Source organism: Candidatus Aminicenantes bacterium, assembly GCA_011049425.1.
GTDB lineage: Bacteria > Acidobacteriota > Aminicenantia > UBA2199 > UBA2199 > UBA876.
The window spans coordinates 1-12253 of sequence record DSBM01000032.1 but is presented as its reverse complement, the minus strand read 5'-3'; the positions used below and the strand labels follow the sequence as shown (position 1 = coordinate 12253).

General features: G+C 55.1%; 6 protein-coding genes and 1 pseudogene. 5 read left to right on the top strand and 2 right to left on the bottom strand.

The window, feature by feature from the left end; all coding sequences use genetic code 11:
- Positions 1-124: 124 nt before the first annotated feature.
- Complete coding sequence (locus ENN40_02320) at positions 125-1792, bottom strand: hypothetical protein (GenBank protein ID HDP94176.1); 1668 nt, start codon at positions 1790-1792, stop codon at positions 125-127.
- 306 nt (positions 1793-2098) lie between these two features.
- Between ENN40_02320 and ENN40_02315 the strand changes: the two are divergent.
- The 4 genes and pseudogenes from ENN40_02315 to ENN40_02300 all read left to right on the top strand — a co-directional run bounded on the left by ENN40_02315 (position 2099) and on the right by ENN40_02300 (position 9848).
- Positions 2099-3446, top strand: a pseudogene (locus tag ENN40_02315) (NADP-specific glutamate dehydrogenase).
- Positions 3447-3616: 170 nt separating this feature from the next.
- Complete coding sequence (locus ENN40_02310) at positions 3617-4723, top strand: hypothetical protein (GenBank protein HDP94175.1); 1107 nt, start codon at positions 3617-3619, stop codon at positions 4721-4723.
- 30 nt (positions 4724-4753) lie between these two features.
- Positions 4754-8269: a PAS domain-containing hybrid sensor histidine kinase/response regulator gene (locus ENN40_02305; protein ID HDP94174.1), complete on the top strand. Its 3516-nt coding sequence runs from the start codon at positions 4754-4756 to the stop codon at positions 8267-8269.
- A gap of 1 nt (position 8270) precedes the next feature.
- Entirely contained in the window at positions 8271-9848 is a 1578-nt protein-coding gene (locus ENN40_02300) for a glucose-6-phosphate isomerase (GenBank protein ID HDP94173.1), read from the top strand.
- 12 nt (positions 9849-9860) lie between these two features.
- Here the strand turns inward: ENN40_02300 and ENN40_02295 are convergent, their stop codons facing one another.
- Entirely contained in the window at positions 9861-10847 is a 987-nt protein-coding gene (locus ENN40_02295) for a cysteine synthase family protein (protein ID HDP94172.1), read from the bottom strand.
- 140 nt (positions 10848-10987) lie between these two features.
- On the opposite strand from ENN40_02295, the gene ENN40_02290 reads away from it, so the two are divergent.
- Positions 10988-12253: hypothetical protein (locus ENN40_02290; protein HDP94171.1), on the top strand; the 1266-nt coding region annotated here is incomplete at its 3' end.

Below are 12253 nucleotides of genomic sequence, written 5' to 3'. Positions count from 1 at the left end.
TGGTGAGCGGTGACCTGTGCCCTCTGGGTATTTGTGCCCGAAAGGGTACTCTCATGCAGCCTTATCATTTTTTCAAATATGCATAACCCCCAAACCCACACAAAATGGAAGAGAACCTAAAAACCTAATCCGCACGGGACAAGGGCCCGGATATCAAAGCCTTCAGTACCCGGGCACCATTGATTTCAGCTTTGCCGCCACGCTCCAGGCGAAAGGCAAAAGCGAATGCGGGCCGACCGGCGGGGAGGAACCCCATCATTACGGCGTCCAGTCCCAAAGCGGGATTTCCCGCGGTACCGGTCTTGGCAGCTGTGACGGGACCGTCCGGCAGCCAGGCGCGATGACCGGTCCCCCGGGGCTCACGGATTACCCGCACCATGGTGTCCTTTAACTGCGCAAAACTGCGGCTGCCGGAGATCTGGACCAGGGGTTTGGATGTGTGGTGGAATATCCCCAGTTTCAGGATGTTTTTTTCGGTTGCGATGAGGTGGGGGGACGCCATGGAGCCGGACTGGGATATGGTTGCCGCCAGCAGTGCGCAGTGGAGGGTGGTAATGCGGATCTCTTCCAGGCCCACGGAGAGATCGGCCAGGCGACGAAGGGACAGGGGTGGTGATTTAAAAACACCAAGTTGGAATTGGAGGCAACGGTCTTTCAAGGGCCGGGAGTTAAACTGGAATTCTTTCAGGGTCCTGGTTAAATCTTCGGCGCCGACAAAAAGTCCCATGCGCGCATAAGCGACATTGCAGGAAACCACCAATGCGGTTTCCGCGGAATCCACTGTTCCGTGACGGGTCCAGTCGTAAAAGATGCGCTTTTCCACATTGATGTTGCCGCGGCATTCAAGGGGAAAGAGCTGTGGATCCGGGGATTGGCTGTAACAGAGGTAGGTCAGAACCTTGATCACCGATCCGGGTTCATATTGTTCTTTCCAGGCGCAATTTTTTTGAGAGGGTTCAACGGGTTTGGAAAAAGCAGCCAGAATGGCGTTGTTTTTGGGGTTCAGGATTATGCAGGACCCGTGATAGTCGGCAAAGAGGTCGGCGATATCCAGCTGAAGGCGGGCATCCAGGGTAAGCGTGAAAAACCGCAGTCCCTTTTCCAGTTCCTTTGAAAAAGAGGAAAGGTCCAGCCCGGGAACCCGGGAGTGGATTGTCGCGGTAGCGGGCTCAAATTCACCCAGGATTTTTCCGGAGTAGTCATGGATACAGGCGATTCTGCCTTTATCCAGTTCTTTCCAGATGGTTTCCAGGATGTGCAGAGCCTTGGCGTATTCCGAGCGCGACTGCGGCGCCAGACCGGCGGCGATCCTGCGGGCATCTTCAGGGCGGTAGCGGGCGGTAAAGTAAAGCATGCGGTGAAAAGGGCTGGGTGACCGATGTTTTTGCAGGAAATCAAGGTAAAGCCCCAACGACGCATAGCGCCCCAGATCCACCATGCGGTCCAGAAAACGACGTGACGCCACAATGCCGGAATGAGTGCAGGCGCGCAGATCCTCTTCTCCCTTTCTTAATCCGCCCTCAAGCAGGTGCGACAGGGCCTGGAGTTCAGCCATCGCCGCGGCCGTAAAAAGCGGCCGCGAATTCTCTTGCATGATTGTCGTGGTGGAGATTTTCCCGGCAAGCAGATCTTCCTGGACGCAGTGAAATCTGCGGTATTGCACGCCGCGCACAATCAGGAGGGTAAGGCCGGTCAGCAGCACCAGGGCCGCAAGCCATCGGATTCGCTGTTGCCGACGGCGTTTGCGTACCTGGTTAAAGGAAAACCGGGTGTTGCGATAGTCCAGAACCATGGGGTCAGGGGAGCATCACGACTCTAATGCGTGCGGCTGCTGTTGCAAGGGTTGTTGCTTTTGCGGCAAATTCCTGCAACAGGCGCAACCGATGTTGAATGCGTTCAGACAGCCAAGGGTCCATGTTTCCTCTTTCCGGATTATCCGGAAAGTGTAGTATTGATTTTTTTCATTTTTCTGTCAAGCCGGAACGGTTGACTTTTCCGGCTAATGTCAATAGAATCCGCCTGTAATGTCGGATTGATCTTGCCATCAGAATCGCGACTCTGTCCGTAGTGCGCATTCAAGGAGGTATGGACGAGTTACATCAAGGAGATCATTGATTGGGCAAAGGATCACAATCCCGGCGAACCCGAGTTCCATCAGGCTGTTGAAGAGGTGCTTGAAACACTGGAACCCACTGTTGAGCGGCACCCCGAGTTTGTTCAAGCCGGCATCTACAAACGCATCGTGGAGCCGGACCGGGCCATTCTTTTCCGGGTTCCATGGATGGATGACCGTGGCGAGACCCAGGTAAACAAGGGATTTCGTGTGCAGTTCAACAACGCTATCGGTCCCTACAAGGGCGGGCTGCGTTTCCACCCTTCGGTCAATCTCGGCATCATCAAGTTCCTGGGCTTTGAACAGATTTTCAAGAATTCACTGACCACCCTGCCCATGGGCGGAGGTAAGGGCGGGTCGGATTTCGATCCCAAGGGAAAATCCGATGCCGAAGTCATGCGCTTCTGCTATGCCTTCATGTGCGAGTTGTTCCGTCATATCGGCCCGGACACGGATGTTCCGGCCGGTGACATCGGCGTGGGCGGCCGGGAGATCGGGTTCATGTACGGAATGTACAAAAAAACTCCGCAACGAACATACCGGCGTACTCACGGGCAAGGGCGCCGACTGGGGCGGCAGCCTGATTCGCCCCCAGGCCACCGGTTATGGGGAAACCTACTTTGCGGCCGAGATGCTGGCCACGCGTGGCAAGGACTTTCAAGGCAAGAACGTGGCTGTCAGCGGATCGGGCAACGTGGCCCAGTATGCGGTTGAGAAAGTCAACCACCTGGGCGGCAAAGCCGTCACGCTGTCCGACTCAAGCGGTACGATCGTGGACATGGACGGAATCAAAGGCGAGAAGTGGGACTTTGTCATGCAACTCAAGAACATTCGTCGGGGCCGCATCCATGAATACGCCGACAAATTCGGTGCGCGTTACCATGAGGGCAAGAGCGTTTGGGATGTGATCCGTGACGAAGGACTGCAGATCGATGTGGCCTTGCCTTCGGCGACTCAGAACGAGATCCAGAAGGATCACGCCGAAGCCCTGATAAAGAACGGTTGTTTTTGCCTTTCGGAGGGTGCAAACATGCCGTCCACTCCCGGGGCCATCGAAGTATACCAGGACAAGGAAATCCTCTACGGTCCCGGAAAAGCGGCAAATGCAGGCGGTGTTGCGGTTTCCGGCCTGGAAATGAGCCAGAACAGTCTGCGCATGGGCTGGGCGGCTGAAGAGGTTGACAACCACTTGCAGCGCATCATGAAGAATATCCACAAATCCTGCCTGGATGCGGCCGACACCTACGGTTCTCCCGGCAATTATGTGGTCGGCGCCAATATCGCCGGATTCCTCAAGGTGGCCCGCTCCATGCTGGCTTTCGGCGTTATATAGTCATTCCGGACTGACTCAACTTGATTTCTTGCGAGGGCCCCGGAGGCCCCGTTTCTCTCTCCGGGTTGTTTCGCGGATTGAATTTCCCCAAAGCACGGTGTATACTACCTGTACAGCCCCATTAGTCGTTCCGGGGAGAAAATGCCTGGGTCTGGAGGAGAAAAGGGAAAATGACGGAAAACACGGAACAGCAAACCCCCGCCGAATCCGAAAATTCACTCGGCGAAATCATTGAAAAATTGCAGGCGGATCGCTGGACATGGAGCAATTTCTATCGACGGCCCAAGTTCTGGATCGCCGCAATAATGGTTGTGTTGGCATTCCTGTTGGGGAGGGAATTGGTCCGCCACCAGCAGGAAAGCATCAGCAGTACGGAGTTGGGACGATCGCTTGAACTGGTTTCAACCGAAACCCGCTGGGTGAATAAGGAAGTTACACCTTACCGCGTCAAGATCGTACCTTCGGTAACGTTTACAGTGCACAACAAGGGAAATCGTTCCATCGGCAATTTGAAATTTGTCGGCATTTTTATGTTTGCCGACAGCGGTGAACAGATGAGCGATGGGGTTACGCCGTTGATGCCCGGTGCGGTTGAACCTGGAGAAACCACGGACAAAATCACCATTAACGCCTTGTACGGTTACTCGGCTACGTCCAAGGCTGCGTTTCTGCACAACAAAGACAAATGGAAACCCATCAAGGTCCGGATTCTGGCCCAGACCAGCGCCGGATTCGCGCCTCTGGGAGTGGTGCCCGTGCGCCAGGTAATCGAGGGCATTGAGGGCGACATTAATGAAGAGGAAGCAGGAGAGATGGACGAACGCATGCAGAAAGCCTTGAAATTGGGTGAATCCCTGCAGGTGCTGGATGCCGAATCCCGTTGGGAAGACAAAGTCGTAACCCGGAACCAAGCCGTGATCGTTCCAGTGATTCGCTTCCGCCTGAAAAACACGGGCGATGCTCCCTTGCACAACCTCATCCTGAAAGGGGTGTTTGAGTTCGAAGAAGATGGGAGACAATTGACCGTGGGCGAAGCCGAAGCCTTAACGGAGCCCCTGGGACCTGGAAAAGTCAGCGACGAGATCGCGTTGAAAGGCGAATTCGGTTACTCCGCCAGCAGCAAGGCGGCGTTTGTTCATAATCGCGCCGACTGGAAACCCGTAAAGGTCCGTGTGCTCGCGCGCTCGCGCCAGTCGGGTGACGCACTTCTGGGAATCTTTCCCATCAGCCGGGAAATCGAAGGTGTAAAAGTGAAGTACCGCAGTTCAGGAGGATGATCCCGCTGACCTGACGGCGGCGGTATCGGCATGGGACGCATTCTGCGCAAATTCCTGATCATCCTCTTGCTTGCCGCCCTGTTGGCGGCGGGGCTGCTATGGGTCCGGGACCTCGCGATTCAGCGGTGGCTGTTCAGCCACATCTCCGACGGTCATCGCCATTTCAATCAACGCGTGGTTTCACCTGAACAGGAGTTGTGGTCCCAACGAATTGAGATCGGACGTCACAGCGCGGATATTATTCGCGCCATCCTGGAATCTTCCGCGCCGGCCGTAGCTGTTCCATTGAGCGGTTCCCGTAGTTTACGCGGGGTGATCACCGCGCCATCGGGCGGAGCGGTTTTCGGCATTTTCGTTTCCGACCCCGGCCGCCCCCGCCCCTTGCTGCAGAAACTGGTGAGCGGTATCGACGTACTGGATCGCCACTTATCCCAGTTTCACAACCGGTTTTTTAATACCTATTTCATTTCCCGTAACCAATGGATTCTGATCAATCCTCCGAAATGGGTCAGTCAGATCGAAGACCGCCACGACTTCACCCCTGACGTTTTCTATCGCATTGCCGGTCCTGAAGAGAATCCCGATCGGGAACCGGTGTTCACGCCGGTTTACTACGATGATATCTGGGAGAAATGGATGACCTCCCTGGTGATTCCGGTATATCTGAAAGATGAGTTCCAGGGCGTGGTGGGACATGACTTTCTGCTGGATGAACAGGTGCCGTTTTTTTCCAACCAGGCGCTGAGTAATTCCGGAATGCTTGTCTTGGTGGACCGAAATAACCGCTTGCTCTTGCATCCAAGCGTTTTGAACCAGTTGAAAGGGCGGGAATTTAACATGAACGACAGTCTGGACATGAGCGACCGCGTCCAGAGCCCTCACGTGCTGGCATTACTGCAAAACTTGCGGGAGGGTGGACTGCGCAATGGCTTTCAGAACCTTGCCGGAAAACGTTTCCACGTTTGGCAGGCAGAGATGCCGGGAGTTGGCTGGCGGTATTTGTATATGGCCGGCAGCAGTGATATTCTGAGCCGTTTTGAACCAGAGATCAACCGCACATTGGTGTTGTCTGCCGCGGTGGCCGCCACGTGCATATTCTTTCTGCTCATGTTGTTGTGGTTGACTTTTCTCCGTCCGTTATCACGCCTGGGCAGGAATCTGCGATCCATCAGCCGGGAGAATGATGTGCTGGATCTTCCCCGGCAGCACAGCCTGCTCTCTTCCAGTTTAGAGAACCTGTTTGTGGATACCCGGGAGGTGGTACAGCGTCTCACCCACAACATTCAGGAGGTACGGGAGGCCAAGGAATATATCGAGACCCTGATGAAGACGGTCAGCGTGTTTATCGCGGTTCTTGATGCGGACCTGAAACTGGTCGACATCAACGAATTCGGGCTCAAGAAACTCAAGATCCGCCGCGAGGAGATACCGGGGATCGATCTCGAAAAACTTTTCGGCATGGATGAACTCAACCAACTGTCAACGGAACTGCGGGATCGGGGTCACGTGACCAACCGCGAGATGGTGATCTACCTCCCGGACGGGCGCACCATGAACGTGGACGCTTCCATATCCTCGGAAATAGATTCACACGAAACGGAACGTTTGGGGTATATTGCGGTGTTCTCCGATATTACTCTGCGCAAGAAAGCCGAAGTCAACCTGCGCAATCAGATCACTTTTTCGCGCCAGATCTTTAAAACCATTCCCGATATCATCTTGATTACGGACATGCAACGCAAAGTGATCTTTATGAACCAGAAAGCGGAAAGCCTGCTGAAAGAGCGCTTGTCGGCGAACCGTGATCTGGCGGATCTTTTGTCCCAGCGGTCACTGGAAAGCGGCTTTGATGAATACTTGCGCAATTCCATCCGTGATGGCCGGGACATCAAGCAGATCAATGTGTTGAATCCATTTATGGAGGAAGAGAGTTTTGTTGACCTGATCATTGAGCCATTGCGGACCCATTCGGGGCTGATCGGCGGCCTGATCCTGGTACGGGACATTACTGAATGGCGGGATTTAACCCAGAAAATTCAGAACCTTCAGGTGTTTATGCAGAAGCTGATCGATGCCAGCCCCTATGCCATAATCTCCGTGACGGAAGACAATCATGTCACCGTCTGGAACGGCAGCGCTGAAAAGATCTTCGGCATATCCGCCGGTGATGCGCTGGGGAAAAACGCTTTTGATGTTTGCCCCGCTTTCACGAATTACCGCGATATTATCAACGAAGTCCGCATCCTCAATAAGACCGTGTTTCTCAATGACGAGATGCTGTTGGTGGAAAAGGATGACAGCAATCGCATTGTGCATTTAAACATCTATCCGGTTCAGAGTGAGGGCCGCAGCGTGGTCATCAACATCCAGGATGTCACGGAACTCAAACAACTGGAGAACTCACTGATGCAGGCCCAGAAAATGGAGTCCCTGGGCCTCTTGACCAGCGGGATTATTCACGATTTCAACAATGTGCTCAGCGGCATTATGGGGTACGCTTCCCTGCTGGATAAAAAGATCCCCGACGATTCCCTGCTGAAACGCTATGTCCGTTCCATTCTCAGTTCCAGTGACCGGGCCTCCATGATGATCCGCCAGATTCTCGAGTACTCGCGCAAGAAACTGGCCAAACGCGAAGTGATTCCCTTGCATGAAATTGTGGACGAGTCATTGGATTTTCTTTCTCCTCACCTGCGTAGTATTCGCGTGGTGCGCCGCCTTTCAGATGAAGATCTTTTCGTTCACGCGGATCGGACCCGTATCTCACAGGTGTTGATCAATCTTTTGGTCAACGCCCGGGATGCTTTGAAAGGGCGTCCGGAGCCCACCATCGAAATTGCGACGGCCCGGAAACAAATCCTGCGTCACAAAACCATTCCCGATGGAGAATACGTTTTAATCCAGGTTCACGACAACGGGCGCGGTATCCGGCCGGAACATCTTGAACGCATATTCGAGCCGTTCTTTACCACCAAGTCCCGGGTTGCCGGAACCGGGATCGGCCTGGCCACCGTGCGTGAAATTGTCAAGGATTTCTCTGGTGAAATCCTGGTTGAATCGAAATTAGACCAGGGAGCGACTTTCTTTGTCTTTATTCCCGCGGCCTCTCCGCGCACGGAGAATCCGCGTGAACAGGCCAAGGAAGAAGTGCGCCCCCTGGTGGCGGGCTGGGCCCTGCTGATCGATGACGAAGAAGTGGTGCGCGAAATCGGCACGGATATGTTGCATTCGCTGGGAATCAAATGCCTGACCGCCGCGGACGGCGAGGAAGGGGTACGGATTTTCCGCGAAAACCGCGACCAAATCAGTTTCGTGATTCTGGATATTGAAATGCCGGGAATGTCCGGAGACCAGGTTTACGAGGAATTGCAGCGGATTCGTCCTGGAATCAAAGTGTTGTTTGCCAGCGGTTACTCCCGCGAATACCTAGAAAACAAATACTTTAAACGGCGCATCCGGGATTTCATGGCCAAACCCTTCCAGTTGAATCAACTTTCCCGCAATATTCACAACCTTATGAATCGTGATGAGCAAGCCAACCCGTAACATGGCCAGTCAGAGGGCCGATGCCTGGGAATCCTTGCACAGTCACGGGCGTACGCTGGCCGGTGTCCATCTCAGAAAGATGTTTCAACAGAATCCCCATCGTTGCAACGAACTTCGACTGGAGCTGGAAGGGCTGCTGCTTGATTTTTCCCGGCAGCGGCTGGTAAACGAGACTTTGGATCTGTTGGTGAATCTGGCCCATGCCTGCGGCGTGGAACCGGAACGAAAACGCATGCTCAGCGGCAAACCCATTAACGTTACGGAGAATCGCGCCGTGCGCCACGTGGATCTGCGCTTGCCCCCGAAACTTCGTGACCGGGAGGTCAACCGGGTTGTGGAGCGCATGGAGACTCTGGCAACCGCCTTGCGTTCCGGAAAGTTGACGGGTGTGCGCAACCGGCCTTTGCGGCACCTGATCAACCTGGGAATCGGCGGCTCGGACCTGGGGCCGCGCATGGCCGTGCATGCCCTGGGTTCCGCTTCTCTAAGTCCGGACATCCACTTTGTGGCAAATCTGGATATGGATGAACTGGCTCCGGTGCTGGAACGCCTGGATGCGGATGCCACCCTGGTGTGTGTGGTGTCCAAGAGTTTCACTACCCGGGAAACCATGGCCAATGCCGCCGTGGTGCGGGCCTGGCTAAAGAAGTCACTGGGGCGGAAGCAACTCGGCGCCCAGTTAGTGGCGGTTACCGCCCAACCCGGGCGCGCCCAAGAATGGGGCGTGCCCGCTGAACGCATCCTGCCTTTTTGGGATTGGGTGGGCGGACGTTTTTCACTTTCTTCGGCAGTGGGTTTCCCCTTGATGGTTGCGCTGGGCCCCCAAGGCTTTGCCGAGTTTCAAGCCGGCATGCATGCCGTGGACCTCCATTTTGAAACCGCTCCTTTGCGCCGCAACATTCCCGTCATTATGGCCCTGTTGGGTGTATGGAATGGAAATGTGCTGGGGGCCCGTTCGCACGCGGTGCTTCCCTATAGCCAGGCATTGCGCTGGTTCCCCCTCTTTTTGCAGCAATTGGAAATGGAATCCAACGGCAAGTCCGTAGATCGCCGGGGCCGGGTGTTGATACGGGATTCCGCTCCCGTGATCTGGGGGGATGTGGGTACCAATGCCCAGCACGCTTTTTTTCAACATCTGCATCAGGGAACTTTTTTTACTCCCTGTGATTTTATCGGTTTCGCCCATCCCCGGGATGAGCGCTTTCTTGAAAATCACCAATTGTTGTTGGCTAACCTGCTGGCCCAGTCAGCCGCGCTCGCCTTCGGGCGCACCGCGGAGGAAGCCGAGGCGGCCGGGATCCCTCCCACGCAAATCCCCTGGCGGGTTTTTCCCGGAAACCGGCCCTCTTCGACCTTGATGCTGGACCGGTTGTCGCCCTTCAACCTGGGACGGCTGATCGCCATTTATGAACACAAAGTTTTTGTTCAAGGCGTTTTGTGGGATGTGTTTTCTTTTGATCAGTGGGGAGTTGAGCTGGGCAAGGGAATCGCGGTTGATGTCCAAAAAAATATGAGCGGCCGGGAATCAACGGTGGACATAGCCACGAGGGAACTGATTAACTGGATCAACCGCGCCTGAGCCGATCCGGGTTTACATCAAGCCTTGAGCCTGCATCCATTTATCGTTGAAAATAGTGCTCAAGTAGCGGGAACTGCCATCAGCGAAAATGGTGACGATGCGGGCGGGTCGTGCGATGTCGAGGTTGGAGGCGATCTGTCTGATCGCCCACAAGGCGGCACCACTGGATCCCCCGGCCAGCACCGCTTCCCGTTTTGCCAGTTCACGGGTGGCGTGGAACGCGTCCCGGTCGTTTACACGAATAATATCGTCGATATGGGTGAAATCCGCGCAACCGATCAGGAATTCATCACCCAACCCCTCGATCAGGTAAGGGCCGGGGGTGACCATGCGTCGATGGTGGAACCAGTCATAGAATACAGATCCCTCTGGGTCCACGGCCACCACGCGAATGGCGGGATCCTTCTCCTTCAGAAACCGGGCCACTCCGCCGATGGTGCCGCCGGTGCCTATTCCAGCCACGAAAAGGTCGATACGCCCTTCCATCTGTTCCCAAATTTCCGGGCCTGTTGTCTGGTAATGGGCTTCGTTGTTTTCGCGGTTGTTGTGCTGATCCGGAAAATAACAACCCGGAGTGGCGGCTGCCAGTCGCGGGGTGATGTTGTTGTAACTGTCCGGGGATTCGGGTGGCAGGGTGGCATCCACCAAATAAACCTCTACGCCCAGGGCGTTGAGTTGGTTGATTTTTTCGCGGCTGATGCGGTCCCGCACAACCACCTTGAGGCGGTATCCCTTCTGGATGGCCATCATGGCCAGGCCGAGTGCCGTGTTTCCCGAAGAATTCTCGATAATCATTTGTCCGGGTTGAAGTCGTCCGTCTTTCTCGGCTTTTTCAATCATCCAGCGGGCGATTCGGTCCTTGACGCTGCCCATGGGATTGAGGAATTCCAACTTTGCATACACTTCGTGACCCAGGTTGGCGGTGACGTGGTTCAGCCGGATCATGGGCGTATGCCCCACCGTTTCCACGATACTGTTGCAGACTTTTTCGGTTGCCATATTGTTTCCTTTAAGAGAAGCCGGGACGTGGCGGAATACCCATTCTAGCGCATTGCCCGCTTGGAGTAAAGGGGCATTGAACAGGCGCATGACACCCGGCTCCCATTCTGTTACAATGGTTGCCCGGAGTCGCACCCGCCATGATATACACCAACTTTTTTCTGTTTATCGTTGCAGCCACCGTGTTTGCTTCGGCGCCCGAAGGTCCGGTTCCTCCGTTGGATCGGGCCGGCGCCCTGGCGATCACCCTTTTGTTGATGGCGGGATTCTGGCAATGGAACCGTTTGCGCTTTTTCCAATTAGAGAAACGATTCCGGGATCAGGGGGGCGACCTGCGGAATCTAAGACGGACTTTTCAGCAGGCCGTTGGCGTTCAATCCATCCTGGCCGTCGGGGTTTTCGTCTTGGCGGTAACCGGATTCTCGGTGAAGCCCCTGATACGGCAATTGCCTTTGATTGGCGACTCGGTGCTTCTGACCCATGCCCTGGGACTGGCTTTGTTTCTGTTCTTTTTGGTGGCGGTCTGGTTCTGGTCATGGCGGGCTTTTAACGGCATGATGAGCACCGCTCCGACAGCCAGAGCCCACGTTATTTCCCAGGTACGCTTTAACCTGGTAATCGTTATTCCCTGGCTGCTGCTTTCGCTGGCGGTGGATCTGTGGACCCTGTCGCCGTTGCCGGCGGCTTCCATGGACTCAGCTGCATTTAAGGTGATTTTTTTCGGCCTGTTTGTTTTATTGCTGGCCGTTTTTGTCCCGGTTCTCATGACCCGCTTGTGGGATTGCGAATCCCTGGAGGACCGGGCAATGGAAAACCGGCTGCAGTCCTTTACCCGAAAATTGGGGGTCCGCTTCCGCCGCATCCTTTCCTGGAACGCGATGCACCGTGGATTAATGACGGCCGGGGTGGTGGGGTTTGTTCCGGGATTGCGTTACCTGTTGATTACTCCGGCTTTGTCACACCTGCTCAGCGAAGAAGAAATCCTTTCCGTGGTGGGTCACGAAGTCGGCCACGTGCGCCGTGGGCACATGTGGTTTTACATGATGTTTTTCGCCGGTTTCGTCGTGGTAAGCCTGGGCCTGGTGGATCGCCTGGTGAACTGGCTGGCGGGAACCGGTCCGGGATTGTCCCTGCTGGTGCGGGCGGATGGTCAATTGAACACCGCTTTCCCGGGGTGGGCATCGGCCGCGGTTTCTCTTTTGTTGTTCGTGGTGTATTTCCGTTATGTTTTCGGTTGGTTCATGCGCAATTTCGAGCGTCAGGCCGACCAGTTCTGCTTTGCAGCCGGGATCCCGGCGCAACACCTGATCTCCGCCTTCGAGAAACTGCGGGATCACAGTGGCGGAGGGGACGAGCGCGGAAACTGGCACCATTATTCCGTTCCGCAACGCATTCGATGGCTGCGC

What these genes read in the sequence shown, in the direction of transcription:
- ENN40_02320 (HDP94176.1), bottom strand. Translation starts at nt 1,792, where the DNA reads ATGGTTCTGGACTATCGCAACACCCGGTTTTCCTTTAACCAGGTACGC.
- ENN40_02310 (HDP94175.1), top strand. Translation starts at nt 3,617, where the DNA reads ATGACGGAAAACACGGAACAGCAAACCCCCGCCGAATCCGAAAATTCA.
- ENN40_02305 (HDP94174.1), top strand. Translation starts at nt 4,754, where the DNA reads ATGGGACGCATTCTGCGCAAATTCCTGATCATCCTCTTGCTTGCCGCC.
- ENN40_02300 (HDP94173.1), top strand. Translation starts at nt 8,271, where the DNA reads ATGGCCAGTCAGAGGGCCGATGCCTGGGAATCCTTGCACAGTCACGGG.
- ENN40_02295 (HDP94172.1), bottom strand. Translation starts at nt 10,847, where the DNA reads ATGGCAACCGAAAAAGTCTGCAACAGTATCGTGGAAACGGTGGGGCAT.